This window comes from Beijerinckia mobilis (assembly GCF_000745425.1).
GTDB lineage: Bacteria > Pseudomonadota > Alphaproteobacteria > Rhizobiales > Beijerinckiaceae > Beijerinckia > Beijerinckia mobilis.
In genome coordinates, this window is record NZ_JQJH01000002.1 from 270,869 (window position 1) to 294,786 (window position 23,918).

20 protein-coding genes are annotated in these 23,918 nt (G+C 59.8%); 14 read left to right on the forward strand and 6 right to left on the reverse strand.

Annotation, left to right across the window (positions count from 1 at the left end):
* Positions 1 to 229 precede the first annotated feature (229 nt).
* The 9 genes from DL88_RS20920 (at position 230) to DL88_RS03475 (ending at position 9,171) form a co-directional block, all read left to right on the forward strand.
* Positions 230 to 355 carry a hypothetical protein gene (locus DL88_RS20920; protein ID WP_280949194.1) on the forward strand — a complete coding sequence of 42 codons (126 nt, stop codon included), beginning with the start codon at positions 230 to 232 and terminating at the stop codon, positions 353 to 355.
* Complete coding sequence (locus DL88_RS03440; protein ID WP_034991660.1) at positions 352 to 1,098, forward strand: metal ABC transporter ATP-binding protein; 747 nt, start codon at positions 352 to 354, stop codon at positions 1,096 to 1,098. The genes DL88_RS20920 and DL88_RS03440 overlap by 4 nt, the downstream gene beginning before the upstream one ends.
* A gap of 106 nt (positions 1,099 to 1,204) precedes the next feature.
* Positions 1,205 to 2,077, forward strand: coding sequence for a metal ABC transporter permease (locus DL88_RS03445; RefSeq protein ID WP_034991663.1), 873 nt, complete (start codon positions 1,205 to 1,207; stop codon positions 2,075 to 2,077).
* Positions 2,078 to 2,089: 12 nt separating this feature from the next.
* Positions 2,090 to 2,995: a metal ABC transporter solute-binding protein, Zn/Mn family gene (locus DL88_RS03450; RefSeq protein WP_034991665.1), complete on the forward strand. Its 906-nt coding sequence runs from the start codon at positions 2,090 to 2,092 to the stop codon at positions 2,993 to 2,995.
* Between the two features lie 455 nt (positions 2,996 to 3,450).
* Positions 3,451 to 4,476, forward strand: coding sequence for an MBL fold metallo-hydrolase (locus DL88_RS03455; RefSeq protein ID WP_245270599.1), 1,026 nt, complete (start codon positions 3,451 to 3,453; stop codon positions 4,474 to 4,476).
* A gap of 131 nt (positions 4,477 to 4,607) precedes the next feature.
* Positions 4,608 to 6,545 carry a chloride channel protein gene (locus DL88_RS03460; RefSeq protein ID WP_051955543.1) on the forward strand — a complete coding sequence of 646 codons (1,938 nt, stop codon included), beginning with the start codon at positions 4,608 to 4,610 and terminating at the stop codon, positions 6,543 to 6,545.
* 39 nt (positions 6,546 to 6,584) lie between these two features.
* Positions 6,585 to 7,379, forward strand: coding sequence for a bestrophin-like domain (locus DL88_RS03465; RefSeq protein ID WP_034991670.1), 795 nt, complete (start codon positions 6,585 to 6,587; stop codon positions 7,377 to 7,379).
* A gap of 127 nt (positions 7,380 to 7,506) precedes the next feature.
* On the forward strand, positions 7,507 to 7,938 hold the full coding sequence (locus tag DL88_RS03470) for a DUF1810 domain-containing protein (RefSeq protein WP_034991674.1): 432 nt from the start codon (positions 7,507 to 7,509) through the stop codon (positions 7,936 to 7,938).
* A 174-nt stretch (positions 7,939 to 8,112) separates the two neighbouring features.
* A complete protein-coding gene (locus tag DL88_RS03475; RefSeq protein ID WP_210165257.1) occupies positions 8,113 to 9,171 on the forward strand; it encodes an HAD family hydrolase in 1,059 nt (352 codons plus the stop codon).
* Between the two features lie 233 nt (positions 9,172 to 9,404).
* Here DL88_RS03475 and DL88_RS03480 read toward each other — a convergent pair whose 3' ends face one another.
* Complete coding sequence (locus tag DL88_RS03480) at positions 9,405 to 10,130, reverse strand: carbonic anhydrase (RefSeq protein ID WP_051955544.1); 726 nt, start codon at positions 10,128 to 10,130, stop codon at positions 9,405 to 9,407.
* A gap of 217 nt (positions 10,131 to 10,347) precedes the next feature.
* On the reverse strand, positions 10,348 to 10,899 hold the full coding sequence (locus tag DL88_RS03485; RefSeq protein ID WP_034991678.1) for a hypothetical protein: 552 nt from the start codon (positions 10,897 to 10,899) through the stop codon (positions 10,348 to 10,350).
* 516 nt (positions 10,900 to 11,415) lie between these two features.
* On the opposite strand from DL88_RS03485, the gene panB reads away from it, so the two are divergent.
* Positions 11,416 to 12,231, forward strand: a complete 816-nt coding sequence (panB, locus tag DL88_RS03490) for a 3-methyl-2-oxobutanoate hydroxymethyltransferase (RefSeq protein WP_034991683.1) — start codon at positions 11,416 to 11,418, stop codon at positions 12,229 to 12,231.
* Positions 12,232 to 12,436: 205 nt separating this feature from the next.
* On the opposite strand, the gene DL88_RS03495 is transcribed toward panB, so the two are convergent.
* Positions 12,437 to 12,886: a GatB/YqeY domain-containing protein gene (locus DL88_RS03495; RefSeq protein ID WP_034991686.1), complete on the reverse strand. Its 450-nt coding sequence runs from the start codon at positions 12,884 to 12,886 to the stop codon at positions 12,437 to 12,439.
* A gap of 485 nt (positions 12,887 to 13,371) precedes the next feature.
* Here DL88_RS03495 and DL88_RS03500 point away from each other — a divergent pair, with 485 nt between their 5' ends.
* Positions 13,372 to 14,763, forward strand: a complete 1,392-nt coding sequence (locus DL88_RS03500; protein WP_034991691.1) for a cytochrome ubiquinol oxidase subunit I — start codon at positions 13,372 to 13,374, stop codon at positions 14,761 to 14,763.
* A 39-nt stretch (positions 14,764 to 14,802) separates the two neighbouring features.
* A complete protein-coding gene (gene cydB, locus DL88_RS03505) occupies positions 14,803 to 15,816 on the forward strand; it encodes a cytochrome d ubiquinol oxidase subunit II (RefSeq protein WP_034991694.1) in 1,014 nt (337 codons plus the stop codon).
* Positions 15,817 to 15,957: 141 nt separating this feature from the next.
* Here cydB and DL88_RS03510 read toward each other — a convergent pair whose 3' ends face one another.
* Both DL88_RS03510 and DL88_RS03515 read right to left on the reverse strand, forming a co-directional pair.
* A complete protein-coding gene (locus DL88_RS03510) occupies positions 15,958 to 18,351 on the reverse strand; it encodes a tetratricopeptide repeat protein (protein ID WP_051955573.1) in 2,394 nt (797 codons plus the stop codon).
* A 171-nt stretch (positions 18,352 to 18,522) separates the two neighbouring features.
* Positions 18,523 to 20,178: an arylsulfatase gene (locus tag DL88_RS03515; RefSeq protein ID WP_051955545.1), complete on the reverse strand. Its 1,656-nt coding sequence runs from the start codon at positions 20,176 to 20,178 to the stop codon at positions 18,523 to 18,525.
* A gap of 528 nt (positions 20,179 to 20,706) precedes the next feature.
* Between DL88_RS03515 and DL88_RS03525 the strand changes: the two genes are divergently transcribed.
* Positions 20,707 to 21,501, forward strand: coding sequence for a hypothetical protein (locus tag DL88_RS03525; protein WP_156970913.1), 795 nt, complete (start codon positions 20,707 to 20,709; stop codon positions 21,499 to 21,501).
* 104 nt (positions 21,502 to 21,605) lie between these two features.
* Here the strand turns inward: DL88_RS03525 and DL88_RS03530 are convergent, their stop codons facing one another.
* Positions 21,606 to 22,919 (reverse strand): penicillin-binding protein activator, encoded by a 1,314-nt coding sequence (locus DL88_RS03530; RefSeq protein WP_034991702.1) that lies wholly within the window; start codon positions 22,917 to 22,919, stop codon positions 21,606 to 21,608.
* Between the two features lie 682 nt (positions 22,920 to 23,601).
* Here DL88_RS03530 and DL88_RS03540 point away from each other — a divergent pair.
* Complete coding sequence (locus DL88_RS03540) at positions 23,602 to 23,910, forward strand: HigA family addiction module antitoxin (RefSeq protein WP_034991709.1); 309 nt, start codon at positions 23,602 to 23,604, stop codon at positions 23,908 to 23,910.
* Positions 23,911 to 23,918: the final 8 nt, after the last annotated feature.

Genomic DNA, 23,918 nt, shown 5'->3' on the forward strand with positions numbered 1-23,918 from the left:
GCAAAGGTTTCGGAATGCAGATGGCCCCGGCTTGTGCCGGGGCCACTTTCGTCCGGCGGCATGAAGCCCCCCCGCGCCGCTGTGGAATCATTGCCGGCAGCCGCCCGCACATCCAGGATTCGCGAGCCATGATCAGTTTGATGGGCCGTTTCATGGGCATTGATATATTATAACATTGCGTTATGATCGGTCACCTGATCTCCCCTCGCGCCGAAGAAATAGCATCCGCATGGCCGCCCGTGATCCCTTTCTCACCTCGCTCCTGGCGCGTTCGGCGTGGCAGCGGCTGGCTTTCGCGCTTCCCGTCATCCTGTGCCTGTGGCTCGCGATCGTATGGGCGATTTCCCTGCCATGAAGCCTGTTTCGCCTCCCGTTCTCGTGCTCGACGACGTCACCTTGACCTACGAGGCCCATCCGGCGGTGCATCACCTTTCAGGCACTTTCGCCCGGGGATGCCTTACCGCCATTGTGGGACCTAATGGGGCGGGCAAATCGACGTTGCTCAAGGCCATTATGGGTCAATTACCGCTGTCACATGGCACAATCGATCGTTGCGGCCTGGCTATCGGCGATTTCGGCTATCTGCCGCAGGCGGCCGAGCTCGACCGCCATTTTCCCTTGTCGGTTGCCGATCTTGTGATGCTCGGTGCCTGGCGCGAGGTCGGCGTGTTTGGTCGGGTGACGAGCGCCTGCGCCGAGGCGGCGCGGCAGGCGCTTGTCGCCGTCGGCCTTGAGGGGTTCGAATTCCGTTCCATCGGCTCGCTCTCCTCCGGCCAGTTCCAGCGTGTCCTTTTCGCGCGCCTCATTCTGCAGAATGCCTCCGTGATCATCCTGGATGAGCCATTTACCGCAATCGACGCGCGCACCACCGAGGACCTTTTGCGGATCATTGCCGGTTGGCATGGCGAAGGACGTACGGTGATCGCCGTGCTGCATGATTTCGATCAGGTACGGCACCATTTCCCCGAGACTTTGCTCCTGGCGCGGGATCTGGTCGGCTGGGGGCCGACCGCCAGCGTACTCACCGAGGCCAATTTGCAGCGGACGCGGGCGATGGCGGAAAAATGGGATGAAAGCGCCCCCTATTGCGCCGCCTGATTCCTCAAAGGCTCCTTACTCGTGAGCTGTTTCATAAGGGTCTTTCGATGCACATTCCCCCCTTCAGCAAGAGGCCAGGGGCCGCAGCGTCCGTGCCGGGGAGCGCATGAGCTTCTCCGCTCTCTTCATCAGCCCCTTCGCGGATTATGGTTTCATGCGCCGCGCGCTGGTGGCTTCCATCGCGCTCGGCCTTGGTTCCGGTCCCATCGGTGTTTTGCTCATGCTGCGCCGCATGAGCCTCGTCGGCGATGCGATGAGCCATGCGGTTCTGCCGGGCGCGGCGATCGGTTTTCTGATCGCCGGAGGTCTTTCTCTGCCCGCCATGGGGCTCGGCGGTCTCGTTGCCGGTTTGAGCGTCGCGCTTCTCTCTGGTCTCATCAGCCGCACGACAGTGCTGCGCGAGGATGCGAGTTTTGCGAGTTTCTATCTGACCTCTCTGGCGCTCGGCGTCCTCATCGTGTCGCTGCGGGGCTCGAACATCGATCTTCTGCATGTGCTCTTCGGCACCATTCTCGCCATTGACGCGCCGGCTCTTTACCTTGTCGGGGCGATTGCCACTTTCACTTTGATCGTGCTCGCCATCGTCTACCGGCCGCTCGTCGCGGAATGTTTCGATCCGGGCTTCATGCGCGCGGTCGGCGGCCATGGCATCTTTTATCATCTCCTGTTTCTGTTTCTCGTCGTCCTCAATCTCGTGGCGGGCTTTCAGGCGCTCGGCACTTTGATGTCGGTTGGCATGATGATGCTGCCCGCCGCCGTGGCGCAGCTCTGGGCGCGCACGTTACCCGGCATGGCGCTGGTCGCTGCTGTTATCGCCGCGCTTTCGGGATTGATCGGGCTGATCGTCTCGTTCCATCTGGGCTTTGCCTCGGGGCCGACGATCATTCTCACGGCTGCCTGCTTTTACGTTCTTTCCCTGCTGTTTTGTCCATCGGGCGCCATGCGCCGACTGTTGCCCTTGCGGCATCGCACCGGTTGAGGGAGATGGGATATGCGGATACGGATCCCTGGCGTCGCTTGCTTGTGCCTTTCGGCGTGTCTTCTGTCGCTCGTCCCCTCGGGGCAGGGGGCTATGGCCAAGACGGTTCAGGCTGTCGCCAGCTTCACCGTGCTCGCTGATGTCGTGAAACAGATTGGCGGCGATCATGTCACGGTCGAGAGCCTCGTGCCGACCAATGGCGATCCGCATGAATTCGAACCCTCGCCTGATAATGCCCGCTCCCTGAAGGCGGCCTCGCTCGTCTTCATCAGCGGTGAAGGACTTGAGGGCTGGTTTGCCCGCCTTGCCAAGGCTTCCGGCTACAAGGGTGAGCCTGTCATTGTCTCGGAGGGTATCAAGACCCTGGCGATGGAAGAGGGTGACCACAATGTGACTGATCCGCATGTGTGGAACAGTGTCGCCAATGTCATCGTCTGGACCGATAATATCGAAAAGGCGCTCGCCGCCGCCGATCCCGAGGATGCTGCCGCCTTTCATGAAAATGCCAGCCGTTATCGCCAGCAATTGCAGGCGCTTGACGCTGATGTCCGCGCGAAGATCGCGCAAGTGCCGCAAGAACAGCGGAAAGTGCTGACGAGCCATGAAGCCTTCGGTTATTTCGCCCGTGACTATGGCGTGACTTTTCTCGCGCCGACCGGTTTTTCGACCGAGACGGAAGCTTCGGCGGCGACCGTCGCGAAACTGATCGACCAGATTCGTAAGGAGAAGGTGAAGGTCTATTTTCTGGAAAATTCCAACGATCCGCGCCTCGTGCGGCAGATCGCTAAGGCGACGGGCGCGGTGCCCGGCGGCATGCTTTACGTCGAATCCCTGTCGCCGCCGGATGGCCCGGCACCGACCTATCTCCGCATGGTCCGCAACAATGTCGATCAGATCGTCGGTGCCATCAAAAGATAGGATGATGGCCGCTGCATATAGCTGTTCGATATATGCAGCGGCCGCCTGATATCGCCGTATGATGCAATGCTGCCTGCCATCTTGCGATCGGCGGGAGAGGGGCGTAATGTTTGTGTCAACGCCCGGTGCGGCTACAGATTATAGCGTATCCGTGGCCTTGGAGCATTTTGTCTACCTGAAAATGCGCTAATTTTTCCAAGTGGAGCAGTTCGGAAACATCCGAAATGCTCTAGGCTTCCAGTTTGCGTCAAGACAAACATCGGAGGTTGCCCATGGCTCCTGCCGCACCTGCGAGATTCCGGCTCTCCCGGCATAGTGATGAGCGGATCGGACAATTTCCCTTTGTTTGTGAGGATCCCAGTCGACGGAATGTGCTTTGCGGCTGCGGCGCTGCTTCTTTAAGCCTGTTTATGGCAGCGTTGACGGGAACGGCGTCAAGAACTGCGGCGCAGGCCTTGGTCTTGCCGGTCCCCGAACTTGACAGCGTGAGTGTCCATGTCGTGACGGAGGATTATCAATTCGCCGTCGCGCCGAGCCGCAAGGTGGGCAATCTTTCGATCGAGCATTTCGGCTGGGGCATCAGTCCCGACCATCCGCCGGACCGAACGCCCGCGAGTGAATTCGGTCTTTCTCTTCATGTGACATCGTCGCGTGGAGCGCAGACACGCAGGACGCTGATCGATTTCGGCTATACCGCCACGGCACTCAACAATAATCTCCAGCTTCTAGGTCTCCATCCGGCCGAGATCGATGCGCTGGTCCTCAGTCATGGCCATTATGATCATTTTGGCGGTCTCGCCGGTTTTCTGCGGCAGAATAAGGATCATCTGAAACGGGGACTGCCGTTCCATGTCGGTGGAGAGGATTGTTTCTGCGCACGCCAATGGACGGCGCCTCCCGTCAAGGGGGATTTCGGTGTGATCGACCGTGCGCTCCTGGCCGAGACGGGCCTTGATGCAACCCTTGCCGAAGGGCCGGTGCTCGTCGCCGGGCACGGTTTCACCTCCGGCCCGATCGCCGGGAAAAGTTTCGAGATGCTTTTGTCCCCGAGCGCGATGTATCCCGGCATGGCTGGGGGAAACGGCTGTTCGCCTGAACGATTGCCGGAAGCCGAGCGTGGGCCGGGGCCCATTCCCGACAAGTTCCGGCATGAGATCGCGACGGCGTTTCATCTCAGGGGCCGTGGCCTCATCGTTCTGACCTCCTGCAGTCATCGTGGTGTCGTCAATACTGTCAGACAGGCACAAACAATCTCCGGCGTCGAGAAAGTGCACGCTATCATCGGCGGCTTTCATCTCGCACCCTATCCGCTGGATTATGTGCGCCGGACGGTGGCGGCGCTCAAGGAGATCGGACCGGATTACCTCATCCCGTTGCACTGTACCGGTGAGCCATTTTACGAGATTGCCAAGGCGGAAATGCCCGACCGCCTGGTGCGCGCCTATACGGGAACGCGCCTGGTCTTTTCCAGCCCCGCCTGAGATCTGGCTGCCCCTTTTCGAGACCGGAGCAGAGATTTTCAAGGCAGAGCTCCGCTTGGATCTCGGTTCATGCAGTGCTACCCATCGGCATAATGAATCCTCTTCGGACAGGCGGAGAAATATCGGTCAAGATGGGTTTGCCGCCGAAAGCCGCTTCTCCCGCGATCTCTTCATCTCCCGCCATGGCCTCCATGGATGGCACGCCCATGCGTTGGAGCGTGCCCGCCTATGTGCGCAGGATCGTGCGGCGCTACGAACTGGGACTCATTTGTCTCGGACTCCTCGCCGGGCAGATCGCCGGTGTTCTCGTCGCCGGCATTATCAGTCTCGCCAATTGGATGCATATGTTTCTCTATGGGATTGCTTTCGAATCCCATCTGAGCAGCCTGACGCGGCTTGGCCATCCCTGGCAGGCGCTTATTCCCGGCGTAGGGGGGCTTCTCTTAGGTATCAGCGGCCATTTTCTGCAGAAATGGCGGCGTGAACGGCCGGTGGATCCGATCGAGGCCAATGCTTTGTGCGGTGGCCGGATGTCGCTACGTGATTCCGTGCTCATCACCGGCCAGACCCTCCTCTCCAACGGGACTGGCGGTTCGGTCGGCCTTGAGGCTTCCTATACCCAATTCGGCTCGGGTTTCGCCTCCTGGCTCGGCCAGGCTTTTCGTCTGCGGCGCAGCGATCTGCGCACCCTCGTCGGTTGCGGTTCTGCGGGCGCCATAGCCGCCGCCTTCGGCGCGCCCCTGACCGGCGCCTTCTATGCCTTTGAGCTCATCCTTGGTTCCTATACGCCTTTTGGTCTTGCCCCGATCGGTGCGGCGGCGGTCGGCGGCGCGCTCGCCGGGAGGGCATTGGGGACAGGCGGCGATTTCGTCGGCAAAGGACCGGATATAGCCCTGTCTCATGGCGATATGGCTCTGCTTCTGGTGCTTGGCCTTGCCTGTGGCCTGTTCGGCATTGTCGTGATGCGCGCCGTGACCGCGATGGAGACGATCTTTCGCCGGAGCCGGGTGCCGGCCGCGATGCGTCCGGCAATCGGCGGTTGCGTGCTTGGTGCTCTGGCGCTCATCACGCCGCATGTGCTTGCCTCGGGCCATGGCGCGCTTGCCACTTTGTTCGCTGAAAGCGATGTCACGCTGACCTTTCTTATTGGCGTCCTTTTGCTCAAGGCCATAGCTTCGGCGGTTTCGATTGGTTCCGGCTTTCGCGGCGGCCTGTTCTTCGCCTCGCTCTATCTCGGCGGTCTGCTCGGGCGCATCTTCGTGGTTCTGGTCGGCTGGATCGACCCGGCGCTGGCGCCCGATGCCTGGATCGCGACTGTCGTCGGCATGGCCGCCACGGCTGTGGCGATCGTCGGCGGCCCGATGACCATGACCTTTCTGGCGCTGGAAGCGACAAGCGATCTGCCGCTCGCCATCGAGATGTTGGCCGTGGCGACCATCGTCTCGGTGATGGTGCGGCGGATGTTCGGTTATTCCTTCGCGACCTGGCGCTTGCACCTGCGCGGTGAATCGATCCGCAGCGCCCAGGATGTCGGCTGGATGCGGGATCTGACGGTCGGCAAGCTCATGTATACGGATGTGCCGGTCGTTTGCTCCGATCTTTCCATCGCCGCTTTCAGGGAGAAATTTCCGCTGGGCTCGTTGCAATGGGTTCTCGCCGCTGATCCGCAGGGACATTATGCCGGAATCATTTCCGTGACCGAGGCCTATCTCGCGGCGTTGCCGGATTATCCGGCCGGGAAGGGAACGGTCCAAGGCGAGGTGGTCAAAGAGAAATCTCTCCAAGAGGAAGCGGTTTCTGGCCGAGAGGCGATGCCTGCTCTGGGCGAAGCGCGCGTCAGCAGGATCCTGCGCCAGAAGGAATCCATGCTCCTGCCAGACATGAATGTCAAAATGGCGGCTTATGTTTTCGAGCGCAGTGAATGCGAGGCGCTTGCCGTGGTGGCCGACGAGCAGGACAGGCATATCATCGGGCTCTTGACGGAATCGCGGGTCTTGCGGCGTTATACGGAAGAACTCGACAAAGTGCGCCGCGACCTTTCAGGAGAAAATTGGCTGCCCGAAAAATGAACGGGTTTAAGGAATGCCGGGCAAACAGAGGGAGGAAGCATGGGCTATGGAATAGCGCTTCTGATCATCGGGCTTGCCGGTCTTGGCGGGGCTGCCCTCGCATTTCTTGTTCAGATACGTGTCGAGGTCGCCTTTCGCCGCCGCCATCATGATGTCGGTTCCACCATGTACCTGCAACTCGGCGTCGTATTTGCCGTTCTGCTCGCTTTCGTGTTCAGCGAGGTCTGGAGCGAATATAATGGAGCCGCCGAAGCGGTTGCTCTCGAGCAGCACTCCTTGCATGTCATCACTGTGCTGGCCGGAACCCTTCCACCGCCCGAGGCCGAGGCAATTCTCGCCGCGCAGATCGCCTACATGGAGAGCGTCATTCAAAAGGAATGGCCCTCGATGGCGAGGGAACGGAACGGCGATCGCGAGACGAGCGCGCGGCTCGATCGACTGGTGCGGCAGACTGTAACGGCGAAACTCGGCGATCCCGACGCCGCCGATACCAAATATCGTATCCTCACAGCGTTGCAGAATGCACAAACCGATCGGGGGACGCGGATCTTCCAGGCGAGTTTCGGCGTGCCGCGCCAGCTTTGGACGCTGCTGATTGTTTTCACCCTCGTGCTGGTGATCTTCACAGCCCTATCGCAGATCGACGACATGGTCACGGCAATGCTGATGACGGCGTGTTTCACTCTGGGATTGACCAGCATTCTGGTTCTGGTGCGCCTGCTTGATTTTCCTTTCGAGGGGCCGCTTGCCCTGCCTTCATCGGAATTCCAGCATATACTTGGCGAGGCCCGGACCGCCTTGGAGCAAGTGCGCGCGGCACAGGCGGGGCCGTGAAGCAGCGCACGGTCTTTGAACACATGAATGACCCTGTTGTTTTTGTAAATGCATCAGATCCGATGGAGGCATCCATGTTTCTGCTGGCGTATCCGTCGAGGGAAACATTCGCTGAAAGGGCCGTGCCGTGACAGATTCCGATCTCACCCGTTTCGTCACCGCCCAGAACGAGGTTCTCGATGACGTCGAAGCGGAACTCGCTGCCGGTCACAAGCGCAGCCACTGGATGTGGTTCGTGTTTCCGCAGCTGGCGGGCCTTGGCCGCTCGCCGACGGCGCAACATTTTGCGATTCTCGATCTCGATGAGGCCCGCCGCTATCTCGCCGATCCTGTCCTGGGGCCGCGCCTGCTCCGCCATGTGCGCTTGATACTGGAACACAAGGACAAATCCGCCCATGCAATCCTCGGCACGCCCGACGATCTGAAATTCCACTCCTGTCTCACATTGTTTCAAAGGGCTGCAATGAATGACGATGAGGCGCGGATCTTCGACGACGCGCTCGGTCAGTTTTATGGCGGAAAACCCGATCCTCATACGCTGGCTCTGCTTGGCGTTTGAGGCTTGCTCGTTGAGACCTGGAATGATGTGCCGAAAGGCGCAGCGGTTTCAACCTTGATCAAGTCATGCTGAAGATGACACAATCCGGTGCCGCGGAGGCGGCTTGATATCATCCGGTCCTGTCGTCTTGCGAATAGGCTCTGTTCGTTGGGAGGCATACGCATGGAGCCGTTCATGAACCGACGACTTGCTGTGGCACAAATCGTCCGCCTGATGGCGTTCGGAGCTTTGCTGGTTGCGCTTTACGCACAAGCATTTGCTGCCGCGGATCCACTCCCCTCGTGGAATGACGGTCAAGCCAGGAAGGCCATCATCGCATTCGTGACGGAGACCACCGACGAGACCGGCTCGAAATATGTTCCACCGGCCGAACGCATAGCAGTCTTCGATAATGACGGCACTCTATGGCCTGAAAATCCGGTCCCGTTCCAACTAGCCTATGCTTTGGACATGCTGCGGCAAATGGCCGAACAAAAGCCGGAACTAGGCAAGGACGTGATGGTTCAGGCGGCCTTGTCGGGCGATTTTGCCAAGCTTCTCGAAGGCCCCCACCATGATGGCTTGCTCCACATCATAGCGCTGACTCATGCCGGGATGACAACCGACGCATTCAATGCGGATGTGGAAAAATGGCTCGCCACCGCCCGTCATCCCCGCTATGGCAAGCCTTATGACCAACTCACCTATCAGCCGATGCAGGAAGTGCTCAGCTATCTTCGCGCTAATGGATTCAAGACCTTCATCGTTTCCGGCGGTGGTGTCGATTTCATGCGCGTCTGGAGCGAGCGGGTTTATGGTATCCCGCCTGAGCAGGTCGTGGGATCGGCGGGCCGCGTGAAATACGCGCTTACGCCAAGCGGGCCGGAGCTTGTCAAAACGCTGGATTACCTCTTTGTCGATGACAAGGACGGCAAGCCTGCCGGTATCCATGAATTCATTGGACTCCGCCCTATCATGGCTTTCGGTAACAGCGATGGCGACAAGGCAATGTTGGAATATACCACAATCGCAAACCCCCGGCCGAGCCTTGGTGTCATCATTCACCACACCGATGCGGAACGTGAATATGCTTATGATGCCCACACCAAAAGCAGCGGCAAGCTCGTGGAAGCGCTCCAGGACGCCCCTGGCCGCGGCTGGATCGTGGTGGACATGAAATCTGACTGGAAGCGTGTCTTCCCGTTTGAGACGGAAGCGGGCATCGAGGCAGGAAAGTCCGCCGCGCCGAGATGAGGGTTGATGCGAACCCTGGCTGGTGCGGGCTTCGCAAACCGTGCCCAGTTCCTATGAAACAAGCCTCAATCAATCAGGTCTCAATGAGAGAGAAGCTCATTGAGACCCGGAGCGTTTCGGATATATCCGAAACGCTCCGCTCGGAAAAATCAGAGCATTTTCAACTTATTTGACTCGTGTAGCGATTCAATCCGGGCCGAAAATGCTCTAGGGCGCTGGTTCGGGCTTTGCCGTCAGCTCACGATATGGCGTCCGGACGCGCGCTGAAAGGCGGGGATCTCGGCGGAATAATCCGCGAGTTCCAGGGTCTCGAAGGGAACGAAGGCGTTTCCGTCGTAAACCTTGAGAGTCGCATGCGCATTGTCATAGACCCAGCCGTGTAATTGCAGGCAGGCGCCGCGTTCATCCGAGCGGCGCATTTGCGCGGCGACGGCCGGAATGGTGCGCAGATGATCGATCTGCGCCAGGACATTTTCCTCGATGACACGGTCGATCAGCGCATCCTTCGTGTGATGATCGCAACCGCAGGCAACCTTGCGCGCCGTATCGGCATGTTTGAGCCAGGCGGTCACCGAAGGCAATCCGGCAAGAAGCGTCGGATCGACTACGGCTTTCATCGCGCCGCAATCCGCATGGCCGCAGACGATGATATTGCGGACACCCAGCCCATCCACCGCATATTCGATGGTAGCGATTTCACCCGACACGGACTGACCATAGGGCGGGATGATATTGCCGGCATTGCGTTGGACAAAAACCTCGCCGGGATCGAAACCAAACAGCCGCTCCGGAAGAATGCGGGAATCGGAACAGGTGATCAGCATTGTATGCGGCTTGTTGCCGACCCGAAAAACCTCCGGATTTTCGGCGAAATCGCCTTGCCGGTGCTGTATGAAGGCATCGAAAATGGAATCGATCGGATTGCGGGTGGAAGCAGGAGAATAAGTCTTGCTCATCATAGGCTTTCGGACATCGCGTAAAGCGCACGGACAGGACGCGCGGCGGGGGAGAGCCTGCGGTCTTGCGGCGCTGATTGATGGAAAAAGGTGCCTTTACGCCATTGGGGCGTGAGGAGGCGTTTGCACGGCGGCTGACCGGCTGTGACGGGCGCAGGCGGCTCCTGATCTCTTTGGAAGGACGGGATCAGATGCTCACGCTATCGTCTTCATGCGGGAATCAGCCCTTCAAAGGCACAAAAGTGGGAGGCCGCAAGGGCGGCGCCGCATTGGCGAGCGGCAGGATCCTATGGGAAGCGGGCAAGCCCCAGCCACGACGCCAGTCGAAGAGGGGACAGAAAAAAGCATCACCGCCCATGCAGGGAAAGGCTGAAGACGAATCGTCGAGATCGCCCGGATTATCCTCCGCGACGATATTTTCCCCAAGAGAATTGGCAGAAGGATTGCCCCGTGGGTCGGGCAGTTCCGGGAATTCGTCGTCGGCATCGTCCGCTGCCGCGCTCATGCGCGCTTCGCCGGATTGTGTCACTGCGCTGGCGGAAAGGCTGGAAGGATCGTCGAGACGAATCCTGTCGGCGAGCCGGAATGACACGGCGGATTTTCCGGCGACGGTTTCCCGTGTGTTCCGTTGCGCCTTCATGCCGGAGGCCGTGTCCGGCGCTGCCGCGAGCCTCATGGGCTGTTTCGTTCGATAAAGGGATGCAGCCGATGGGGCCGTCACGCCGGGCAGAAATGAAAGGACGGCGAGAAGGATTGCAAGCAGGAAAAACATCCTCTGCCGCTGCGGAAAGCAACCGTGCCACGCCGGTGAAGGCATGGGATTTGGGCGGAGGGAGGAACGCGCCGGAAACACGGTCAGGTCAATTCTTCCACTTGCAATAACATTCGCACTTTACATGCACAAAACTGAAAGAGGCGGGTGCCTTGCGGCTCGATGCATCGTCGGAATTATCTTAAACGATAGAATGCACCACGCATGTTTCGCATCTTTGCGAGACGCTAACCTCTACAAGTGTATCCATGCCCGATGAATGCGGCAAGAGCGCGGCCGTGGTTTTATGCGTCGGATTTTCACTGTCGGACTGATTTTCCGGAATGATCGTGGCTATCGCCGGCTCTCCACTATTAGAATATCCTATATTAGAAACGGATCATGCGCTTCGGGTGGGGGCGAGGAGGCGATTGCGGACAGGTGCCGCATCCGCTTGCGGCTCCTAAGAGGTTCATGACCTCCATAATGGCGGACCCGGACGATTCGGGAGCCGGCCGGATTGAAAGAGGAAGACCTATGGAAGGCAAGGCGACGCGTTTTTGGGACATGAAGAGACGCGGTGAGCCGATCGCCATGCTCACGGCCTATGATGCCCCGACGGCGCGGGCGCAGGCGGCGGCGGGCGTCGACATTCTTCTCGTCGGAGACAGCGTCGGCACCAATATGCTCGGCTATGCGAGCGAGCGCGAGGTCACTTTGGCGGATATGGCACATCATGTCGCCGCCGTGCGCAGAGGGGCTCCGGAATCCTACATTATCGGTGATCTGCCCTTTGCGACCTATGAGACTCCGGCGGAGGCCGTCGCCAATGCGCGGACATTGCTGAATGCTGGCGCCGATATGGTGAAATTCGAGGGCGACCGCCCGGCCATTGTCGCGGCCCTCGCCGATGCGGATATTGCGGTTTGCGGCCATCTGGGCCTCGAGCCGCAGCACCATGCCGAGAAACGGCTGAAGAGCAAACAGGCGGGCGAGGCGCATCAGCTCGTCGAGGCGGCACTTGGTCTGGAAAAGGCCGGCGTTTCCATGCTGGTACTGGAACTGATCCCCGAGGAAGTGGCGCAGGCCGTGACGCAACGGCTCAAAGTGCCGACCATCGGCATTGGCGCGGGCCGGGCGACTGATGGCCAGGTTCTGGTGATCTGCGATGTTTTGGGTTTCACCAAGGCTGCTTTCCGGCACAACAAGCGCTACGCCGAGGTTGGCGAGAGCATGGAAGCCGCTGCCCGTGCCTATGTCGCCGATGTCCATGCCAGAGCTTTTCCGGCCGCGGCCAATGCCTTTTTCATGAGCCGGGAGGAATTGCCTGCGTTTCTGACTGAAGTGTCTTGACCTCCGATCCGGGCGCCTTCGGGTCTGGCTCAGGCCATTCGACCGTATTCACCAGAAAGGTGAGCATCGCCCGAGAGCGGAAGCGCCCGGTGTTTCCGGGCGATGCTGCGGAATATTTCGCTTTGAGCGGAGGCTGGGCGCGCGCCGAAGGTCGTGAGCCCCGGACAGGCTTGCCGCCGTGGATGGCCGCAAGCCTGTTCTTTTCTCACGCGCCGAGTTTGCCTTTGACGATGCCAGACGCCTTGGCGAAATCCATGCGGCCCGCGAATTTTGCCTTGAGCGCTGCAACGACCTTGCCCATGTCCTTGATCGATGCCGCGCCCGTCTCGGCAAGAGCGGCGGAAACCGCCGCTTCGACTTCCTCTTCGCTCAGAGGTTGCGGCAGAAACCCCTGAATGACCGCTATTTCCGCGGCTTCCTGCGCGGCGAGTTCCGGTCGGCCGGCCTTTTCATAGATTTCTTTCGATTCCTGACGGCTCTTCACAAGCTTCTGCAACAAGGCGAGAATCTCGTCATCCGAGACTGTCTTGCCGGTGGTGCGGGCCTCGATATCCTTGTCCTTGAGCGCGGCGGTGATCATGCGGATCGTATCGACCCGGCATTTGTCGCCGGCTTTCATGGCTTCCTTCAATTGGCTCGTGAATTGGTCACGCATCGGCCTTGCCCTTTCGTTGCAACCGTTTCAATCTGGTCATGGGCGACAGATAGAGCATTCCGGCGATGAGCGGGAGAGGTGCATGGGCCGCGAATGCGCGGGAAACGCATTGACGCAAGCGAATTGGCGCAAGCAGATTTCTTGATGCAGTCTTGATGAAGCTGTTCCGAGGCCGGCCAGCATGCTGCTAAATACACATGAAACCGATGTAATTTTCTTAATTATTCAAAATAATATGTGAATTGTGGCAAATAAACATCCAATAGATGTGGAGTATATTTATTTACATTATTACGGAGTTTTAAAATTTGGTAAAAAGTCGCATGGTAAGAGAAGACCAGCCTAGAGTAAGTTATATGTTATAACCTCTCGCTGATCCCGTTCCCGTGATGACTTTCATCCTCGGCGTTCCCCCGGACGCGCTGACGGCGTGAGAGCGAACGTCTTCCGGATCGGAGGAGAAGAGCAATGAATCGGAGTATGCGATGGTGTTAGATCCTGTTCTTTTGAGCCGCCTGCAATTTGCTTTCACCATCACTTTTCACATCATTTTTCCTTCCTTCACCATCGGCCTCTCCGCTTTCATTGCCGTGCTGATGGTCCGCTATACGCGTAGTGGGCGTCAGCATGATCTGGAGCTCGCGCGTTTCTGGACCAAGATCTTCGCCATTTCCTTTGCCATGGGCGTCGTTTCCGGGCTCGTTCTGTCCTATCAATTCGGTACCAACTGGAGCCGGTTTTCCGTCGTCGTCGGCAATATTGTCGGTCCGCTTCTCGCCTATGAAGTGTTGACCGCCTTCTTCCTCGAGGCGACCTTTCTCGGCATCATGCTGTTTGGCGCCGGCCGGGTGCCGCCATGGCTGCATCTGACAGCGGCGATTATGGTGGCGATCGGGACCGCCGTTTCCGCCTTCTGGATCCTTTCGGCCAATTCCTGGATGCAGTTCCCGACAGGCCATGAAATGCGCGACGGCGTCGCCTTTCCCCTGGATTGGGTGCATATCATCTTCAGCCCGACCTTCCCGCTGCGCTTCGCGCATATGGTCACGGCCGCCTATATCACGACGTCTCTGGTGGTCGTCGCCGTCGGCGCCCGTTTCGCGCTGAAGGGACAATTCCCCGACCATGCCCGCACCATGCTTCACATGGGGCTCGGCCTCGCTCTCATTCTCGTTCCGGCGCAGATCGCGATCGGCGATTTCCACGGACTCGCCACCGCCCATCATCAGCCGGCCAAACTCGCGGCCATTGAGGGCCATTGGGAAAACGAAAAGGAAGAAGGCGCGGGCGTGCCGCTAATTCTGTTCGGCTGGCCGAACCAGAAGACGGAAAGCAATGATTTCGCGCTCTCGCTGCCGCATATCGGCAGCCTGATCATCACCCATTCCTGGGATGGACGCTTTCCGGCGCTGAAGGATTTCGCGCCGCAGGATCGTCCGCCGGTGCCGCCGATCTTCTTCGCTTTCCGCTTCATGGTCGGGATCGGCTTTGCCCTTCTCGGCTTCGTCGCCTGGGGCCTCTATCATTGGTGGCGCGGTGATTTGATGGAAAACCGCCTGTTCCTGCGGGTCGCCGCCAATGTCTGGCCGATCGGTTTTCTCGCCACCATTGCGGGTTGGATGGTGACCGAGATCGGACGTCAGCCGTGGATCGTGACCGGCCTTCTGCGCACCGCCGATGCCTCCTCGCCGCTGGTGCCGCAATCGGTCATGGTCTCTCTCGCTTTGTTCATCTTCGTCTATGGCATCGTTTTCTCCGCAGGCATTTATTTCATCAACCGCCTGATCAACAAAGGGCCGGTTCCGCATGTCGTTGGCGCCGAGGAAGGCGTGCCGTCTCGGCCTCTGTCGGCCGCCACGCGCAGCATCGGCGATTGAGGGCGACTTTGGCATGAGAGATTTCAGGGAATTATCGATATGACCGGCATCGAACCTTATCTGCCGCTGATCTGGGCTGGACTGCTCGCGACCGCCGTGGCGCTTTACGTCATTCTCGACGGTTTCGACCTTGGCCTCGGCATTCTCTTCTGGACGACGCGGGACGAGACCTCACGCGACGACATGATGTCCTCCGTCGCGCCGTTCTGGGATGGCAATGAAACCTGGCTGATTCTTGGTGGCGGCGGCCTGTTCGCCGCCTTCCCCATCGCCTATGCGATCGTCATGTCCGCGCTTTACGTGCCGATCATTCTGATGCTTCTGGCCTTGATCCTGCGCGGTGTGGCCTTCGAATTCCGCTGGGCGGCCAAGCCCACCCATAAATTATGGGATTTCGCTTTTGCCGCGGGCTCCACCCTTGCGGCTTTGGCTCAGGGCTTCGTGCTCGGTGGTCTCATTCAGGGCATCGAGGTCAAGGATGGGGCTTTCGCCGGTGGTCCCTTCGACTGGCTTTCACCATTTTCGGTCGCCTGCGGTCTCGGTCTTGTCACCGGCTATGCTTTGCTCGCCAGCTGCTGGCTGTTGATGAAGACATCCGGTGCGATCCATCTCCATGCCCAGCGCCTTGCGCCGATGCTGCTTTTGGGGGTCGCCGGATTTGCCGCATTGGTCAGCCTGTGGACACCTCTGCGCTATCCCTTCATCGCGGAACGCTGGTTCTCGATGCCCAATATTTTCTTCCTCTGGCCCTTGCCGCTGGCCACTGCCTGGCTGGCCTATCAGGTTTACCGGGCGCTTCAGAGAGGGGAGGCCGTCAAGCCTTTCTTCGGCGTGGTCGGCATTTTCCTCTGCTGTTTCGTCGGTCTCGCGATTTCCGCCTATCCCTATCTGGTGCCGCGCTCGATCGACCTCTGGCAGGCTGCCGGCGCGCCTGGCTCGCTGATCTTCATGCTGTTCGGCGTCTTGTTCCTGCTGCCGATCGTTCTGGGATATACGGCCTTCGTTTATTGGACCTTCCGCGGCCGTCTGCGGCCAGGCGAGGGCTATCACTAAGACAATTGTGTCTTTTCCAAAGAGCGTTTTCTGGAGCACCGGATGAGCAATCCGGTGCTCTTTTTTCTTTGAAAACGGATAAAGCTGCCGGATTGCCCGCTCGTGGCTCTCGTTCGCTCCCTTAGGGCGCCGCTTCTGCGGTCAGTGCAGTTCCGCCTTGATTCGCGCAATTTCGGAATCGTCGGGGCGCAGCAGGCCGAGCGTCTGCGCATGGCTGCGTGCGGTTTTTATGTCACCGGACTGGAGCGCCGCGTTCAAAGCCAGTGTGAGCAGGCTTGCGTCGTTCGGCATCCGGCGCAGGGCATCGGCGAGAGCCGCCGCGCTTTCTTCCGCCCTGCCGAGCGATTGGAGCGCCACCACATAGACATAAGCATAGCGCGGATGATCCGGCGCGAGGCGCGAAGCGCTCTGCATCTCGGCGACGGCCTTGGAATATTGCCGCGCGCGGATGAGAGCCAGCCCCAAAGCGTGATGCGCCGCCGCCGCGTCCGGGAAGGTCTCAATGGCCTGGTGCAGCACCTTCTGCGCTTCGGCTTCGCGACCCTGCTGGCGATAGAGATCGGTGAGATTGACCGACAAGAGCGGTGAACCCGGATGCACTTTCAACCCGGCGAGAAATTCCGCCTCGGCGCCCGCCGGATTTCCCCGCTTGAGCATGAACATTCCGAGATTGGCGCGTCCTTCCGCGCGGTCGGCGTTGAGCCGCTGGGCGGATTCATAATCGCGAAATGCGGCTTCGAGCCGCGACCGCTCGGCCTCGGTGAGGCCGTCCATTGGCTGTTCGGCCAGTTGGCTTGCCGCTTCGATGCGCACCGCCAGCACGGGATCCGCGAGCAACGGGGAAAGACGTTGCCAGCGCGTGGCGAGTGGCTGGCCCTCCTGTCCCTGGATCGCGGAGATGCGTACGAGCGGATCGGGATCCGCGAGGGCCGCGCGGATCGCTGCTTCCGTCGCGATGGAAGGAAAGGCCTGAAGCTCCGAGACGGCGGTCGCGCGGGCGATGGCTGGAACCGAAGGTGTTTTGGCAAGCCGTATCAGCGCCTCGCGCGCCTCGGGCGCGCCGTGCCGTGCCGCCGCAAAGGCTGTGGCCCAGGTCTGGAAACCTTTGCGCACGCCCTCGCGCTCGTGTCCGTGCCAGCGTGTCACTGCGTCGGCCGCCCAGCTGGCCGGTTTGTCCCGGTGGCAATCATTGCAGGCATTCGGTGTACCGAGCTGCATGGAAAGATCCGGCCGGGGGATGCGGAAAGAGTGATCGTGCCGCTCATCGATGACCATATAGGTCCGTTTCGGCATGTGGCAGGCGATGCAGTCGGGCGCGTTTGCGCCTGGAGAATGACCGCTATGGTGTGTCGTCGCAAAGCGTGCGGGATCATGACACTGACCGCAGACCGCACTGCCTGGCGCCCGCAATTGTGCCGAATGCGGCTCGTGACAATCGCTGCAGACGACGCCGCGCGCATACATCAGGCTCTGTTTGAAGGCCTGGTCGTTGAACACCTCATCCTTCATCTGTCCATCGGCTTCGAACAGTCCTTCGGAAAGAAGACTCGGCAGATGCGTGTCGGTGAGCGCTTGTCCGGGATGCCAGTTTTCGGAGAGGATGCCGCGCCGGGAATGGCAGCGCGCACAGGTTTCGACCTCGTCACCCGCCGGGCGGGTGGTGCCGTGAGCCGGGCTGCCGGTCGCGGGATCGACGGTCCAGTCCGGCTTTGGCCGGACGGCCGCGACCGAGGCGAAGCCTTTATGGGCAATTTGAGGATCGCGCGGCCCCTTCGCCCAGTCGATATGGCCGCGCGCCGGTCCGTGGCAGGCCTCGCAGCCGACGCTGATCTCGGAAAAATGGGTCTCGAAGCGATCGGTGGCCGCATCGTAATTCTTGCGCAGGGCTGTCGAATGGCACTCGGCGCACATGAAGTTCCAGTTCTGCAGTGCCCCGGTCCAATGCAGCGGATCGGAGGCTGTGATCGTCTCGTTCGGATAAAGGAAAAACCAGCGTTGCCCGCCATCCTTCGCCGGTCTTGTGTCATAGGCGAAGGGAAGCGCCTGGCGCCGTCCGTCCGGAAAGGTCACCAGATATTGCTGGAGCGGGTCTATGCCGAATGTGTCACTGATCGCGAATATCGCAGTCTTGCCGTCCGCGCCAATGGTCTCGACCATGAAACGCTCGCCGTCACGGAAGAAACGCGCCGATGATCCCTTGTGTTCGATGCGCTTATCGTTGAAATCGCCGAGCACCGTTTTGGGTCCGGCGAGGCTCATGGCATGGGCATGCTGGGAGGTGAGCCAGGCGCGCGTCTCCGCCGGGTGGCAGGTGGCGCAAGCGGAAGAGCCGGCAAATCCCGCCGGAGCATCCGTGCTCAAAACACCGATGCCGCCGGTTCCGATCTCCTCAGCGCCGTTTGCGGCAGCGGCAGCGGCAGAAGCCATTTCCGCATGCGCCGGGAAAAGCGGCGCGGCAAAAGGCATCAGACAGGCGGAAATGAGACTGGCAGCAAGAATGATTGCGTGACGCCTCTTTGTCCGATCAAGCCGCATTGTGTCTCTGCCATTTCTTCCGGCCAGCGCGGAAACGGATGCGGGCCGGAAAATCGGCGCCTCTTTCCATTCCCGGAATGATTTCCTGAAACAGATGTTTTGAAAAAATTTGGGCAGCAGCGGCATGATCCTCCGCTGCTGCCCATCGTGTTCATCCTGTTCGGGGCCGGATCAGTTGCCGGTTGGCAGGGGCAAAGTGAAGCCCTGCTTTTTCAAGGCGTCCCGAACATATTGGAAGCGCTCGTACTGGGTCAGCGTGATCGGGCCCGAATAAGCGTCGCTCTGGACCTTGCGCGGCGGATACTCGAGATAGGTCTTCATCAGTTTCTGGACCACCTCATTGAACGTGACCGCCGCCCAGGTGCTCTCGGTGAATGTGGTCATGAAGATGTCGTAACGTTCCTGCGGATCCGCCAGCAAATCGAACACCTGGGGAACGGTGGCGACATATTTCTCGGCGCCCTTCCAGCCGAGGTTGGTATCGACGGCGAGGCCGCCGGTATGGGCGCCGTCGTCGCCACGCAGATTCATCACATATTTGAAATTGTCGACGCGCACGGCGCCGGGGGTGAGCTCGTTTTCGGTAAAATAGAACCATTCGTGGCGTGGGGTTTCCCCCTTGCCGAGCCAGACCGGCGTCATGTCATAGCTGTCGAAGATGATCGGTTGACCATCACGATCCTTGGTGGGCAGTTGCGTGCCGGCAAGCGAGGCGAAAGAGGCCATCAGATCGAGGCCGCCGGAAATGTCGTCGCTCCGGCTCGCCGCCTTGATCTTGCCCGGCCAGCGGACCATCGAAGGCACGAGATTGCCGCCTTCGCGTACGGTGCCCTTGGTGCCGCGGAACGGCGTGTAACCGGCGTCGGGATAGACGTCCTGCCAGGCGCCATTATCCACCGTATAGAACACTACGGTGTTCTCGGCGAGACCGAGGTCTTCGAGTTTCTTGAGCACATTGCCGATGCGGGCATCAAGCTCGACGACCGAATCGGCAAATTTCGACTTCGAGATCGATTTGCCGACGAAGTCGGGGGCCGGCAGGTTCGGCTGGTGGTTCTTCATGAAATTGACGTTGATGAAGAACGGCTTGTCCGGCGTCTTGGCGGCATCGTCGAGAAATTCCTCGGCCGCCTTCTGGACATAGGCGTCGAGGAAGGGGATGCCAACGACGCCTTTTTCCGGCGTGTTGACATATTCACCATTGACCTTGAAATCCTCCGTCACCGGACCGTCGGCCTTGCCGGAAAGCGAGCCCTTGGTGACTTTCTGGAACATGTCACGCAGCTTCTCGCCCATGTTTGGGAACCATTTGGGATCCCCATAGGTATAGGCGTTCAGATGGTACAGGAACGCGTGTTTCATCACGTCGTAGCCCTGGGCATTCGGCAGAGCATAATCCGATTCGCCAAGATGCCACTTGCCGGTGAAATAGGTCTTGTAACCGGCCTGTTTCAGCACCGAGGCGAGCGTCCATTCCGCATGCGGCAGGCCGCCGCCCTGGCCCTGGAAGGCGACGGTGGTCATGCCGCTGCGATTGGGGATGCGGCCGGTCTGGATCGCCGCGCGGCCCGGGGTGCAGCTTGGCTGGCCGTAGAAATTGGTGAAGGTCATGCCCTCGGCGGCAAATTTGTCGAGGTTGGGAGTGGGCATGCCGCGGCGTTTGCCGCCCAGATAGGGGCCAAGGTCACCCCATCCCGTGTCGTCGGAAACGATCAGGAGGATGTTGGGCTTTTTCGCCGTCGTGTTGGGCTGGGCTTGCGCCGCGCCGCAAGCAAGGATCGTCGTGGTGACGATGATGCTGAGCGGCCTGAAAAGTCCGGGTCTCATAGTCCCTCCCTGAAAACTGATGGCGTCGTGGACAAACGATTCATTTCACTTCGCCGTGAAGAAGTCTGCTGCCTGTGCTTCTGCCTGTCAACGAGCCTTAAGCCGCAGAGTGCGGCCATGGTGACGCAGCCGAAGCAATGGTTGGCGGCGACAAGCTATTGGCCTTCAGTGTCGGTATGGTGACTTCGAAGGTAGTATTCTTGAGGATACAGCTTCGGGTTTCGCCGGAATCGGCTGCAATCGTGCCATCGATTGGGGGAGGTCTGACTTTCGTCTATGGGCGGAATTTTAGGGACTGGGGTGAGCTGTTTTTCACCTTGGTGGGGTAGAGCGAAAGGAAATGCGGTGCCTTGGTTGTCTTGAGGCGTTTTCGGAGACATCTTTTCGGCTGATCGGGTTTTGAGCATGCCGAGGTTCGGTTCGATCGCGTCGCTTCAATTCTGCAGCTTCAATTCATAAGGTTTCCGCCATAATCGCTCGGCAACAATAGCCTTCCGCACGCGAGGCTGGAATGGACAGGAACAGCGCATGGACGATGCAGACGAGACCACCCCATCAATGAGCCGCCCGTCGCTTTTGGCCGTGCGGCTGGATCACGGCTGCTCAACCCGCTGGACCGTGCCATTCAGGAATTTACCGCAAAGAATGTCTGGTCATCGCTGGAAAAGCGCCGCGACCTTTGTGCTCGCTGCGCAAATTCTGTTGCTCGGTTCCGTCTGTGGGGGCACTGCTTTCGCGCAATATTATTATTACGGCGGCCCGCGGCTTCCGCGCCTGCCTTTACCGCCGCCGCCTCCGGTCATCGTCGACGATTTCGGGCCGCCCTATACCAGCAGCGGGCCCTATTCCGAGGGACGTGTGTTTCTTGACGGCGCAGGGCTCTGGGGCGGACCGGAGACGGGACCCTGGGAGGCACCGGGAGCTCCTTATACGCGGGAGCGTTACCGATCCTCCTCCGTCCCGCATAAGGTCCGCAAGGGCTACGCCAATCAGCCTTCTCAACCTTCCGGGACGCATGGAAAGGATGTCCTCGCCCGGATCGATCAGCGCCTGCGGGAACTCGGTCTGCGCCAGATCGCCGCGCCGAGACGGAAGGACCGGGTCTACATCATCGCTGCAACGGAGCGGAATGGGCGGCGCCATCGGGTCATTTTCGACGCGCATAACGGCGCGCTGATGGAAAACCGGCCGCTCGGCAATGCCTCCCCCGGCGTTGCACCTTCCGATAGCGAATCCCATGGGAATCTACCGAAAGGGACCCTTGATTCTGCCCCTGACCGGAAGCTTGGCGACACACAGGCGACTGATGGAAAGACGGGATAACTTTCCGCGGCGGGGATAGCCTCGCTTATTCCGCGCCGCCAAATCGTCGCGCGGCAATCCCGCCGTCACTCCGGTCCCCCACATGCCGGAAGAGTTTTGCCGGTTTACGTCGCTGAAGGCGTGCCGCTGAAGGAACTCGGCGCGGGGCTGAGCGGCGTGGCGGTCCCCTTGTTGATCTGCAGAACGGCGAGGCCGCGATCGTTCTGGCCGTCTGGCCTGAAGCGGAACACACCATCGGCGCCGTTGAAGCCTGAGCGATTGGTCAGCACGCTTTCGCTGTAACGCTGGCTGCCCTGCGTATGCGCGAGCGCCGCCGCGAGCGATACGGCGTCATAGGCCAGCGTGGAAATACGGGTCGGATCGCTGTTGAATTTCGCCCGGTAGCGCTGCGCGAAGGCGTTGAACCCGCCATTTTCCGGTGCCGCGAACCAGGCCCCCTGCAGGGCGGGGAGGTTCAGGACGCGGGCATCATTCCACAAGCCGGTGCCGAGAAGCTGCACCTGTTTCGTATTCACACCTGCGGTAATCAGCGCCTGCGACATCGCGGCCATGGCGTCAGCCTGTTCCGGAATGAAGAGTGTGTCGATCTGATCACCGAGTGCGGCGATCTTTTGCGTTGCCGCGGTGAGCGTGTCCTTCTGGAAATGCTCGATTCCCATGACGCGGAGACCGCGCTGGGCCGCCGCCTGCTGGAAGGCCGCATCGGCCACGCGGCCGTAATCATTGTCCGGGATCAGGGCGGCGATGGATTTCTTGCCATGCGACGCAGCATAATCGACAATGCGGTTGACGTAGCTTTCGACCAGGAAGGAGAGCAGATAGACGCCTGGTTGGGCGACTGATGCATCGGTCGAGAAGGCGATCATCGGCTTGCCGGCGCCATGGGCCACGCGCGCCGCCTCGCGTACATTGGCGGCGAAGAGGGGACCGATGAAGAGCTCGGCACCATCGTTGAGCGCCTGTTGCGCGGCCGCACGCGCACCTTCGGGACTGGAACGATCGTCGCGGATGAGCAAAGTCAGCTCGTTCGAACCGGCTTCATTGAGCGCCAGCTCGGCTGCATTGCGCAAGGATGCTCCAACGAAACTCGGCCCCGAGGCTTGCGTCATCGGGAGGATGAGCGCCACTTTGACAGGTCCCGTGCCAATATCCGTATTCTGCGGTGCCTCGGAGGCAGGCGCGGCCTCCTTTAAGGCCGTGGCCGATTGCGGCGCTGGGCCTTTATTCGCGAACATCGACTGCATGGAACTGCAGGCGGCAAGTGTCAGGGCAAGCAGGACCACGCCGGCGATCGGCAGAAACGCATTCCCGCGAGCCGAGCGACCGGAACGGTGGACGGACCCGGAAGGCGCGGAATCGAGGGGCGGCTCGAGAGATGGCATGGGAGGTGACACGCGCCGACGCGGCGAAAAGATCATTGAATTGGGTCTCCGCCAAGGAGAAGGTTCATCCTGTTCGACCGAAAGAGCCGGAGACCGGCCATGCTTCAGCTTCCATCGTTCCTGAATGTCTTATATCAAGATTCCTTGATCAGAATAGGTCGTGATCAATGAGGCCGGCTCGAGAGCCGCCATTAATCCCGTTTGGAACGAAAACTCCGGATGCAAATCCCGATCTGCAGAATCCTTCGGGGGGTCGGGTCGACTCGTTTGCATTCTCTTAATGCAATTTCGTAATATTGGCCAATTGCTCATCTGGCCATAGTTGCGGAGCTTGGTTCAGGCTGCAAGCCTTGCAGTTCAAATCCTGAAGCGTTTGCCGACCGCTTCCAATCGCTTTGCGATTCTATTGCTTTGAAAATTCTTGGTTTTTGAGCAGAGCGTTTCCGGAAAGAGGTGAAACGCTTGGGACTGCCGTTCTCGTCAGCCTCGCGTAATTTGGCGGCTGCTCTGTATAATTCTTCGTTCCGGCCGCTGCTCTGCTTATGATCTCCTCGATGACGCCGCGCCGTGCTAAAAGGCGTTTCGATGAGGGGCCGTTCGCGCGCCAGTGGATGGCTCCGTTGGCAATGCGATCTTTTCAAAATATCGGACCAAGCGGCGGTTCATTCACGTCGAAAGGGTTCTCGCCAGCCAAACTCTGTTCAGGACTTTGCAAGACATGGCACATCCGGCCCGCAAGCCGAAACATCCAGGGCTCATTCTCCAGGACAGCTATCTCGCTGATCTCGGCATGAGCGGCGCGGCGCTTGCCGCCGCCTTACAGGTTCCGCCGGAGCGGATCGCCGAAGTGTTTCGCGGCAACGCGCCGGTGGATGCCGATCTCGCCATCCGCCTCGGTCTTTTCTTCGACAAGGACCCTTCCTTCTGGCTCAACCTGCAGCAGGCCTATGATCTCGCCGAGGCACGCAGGCTCCATGATTATTCCGCCATTAAAAAGGCCGAGGCGCCGTCGAGCTTTTTTCCCTAAGATAGGGG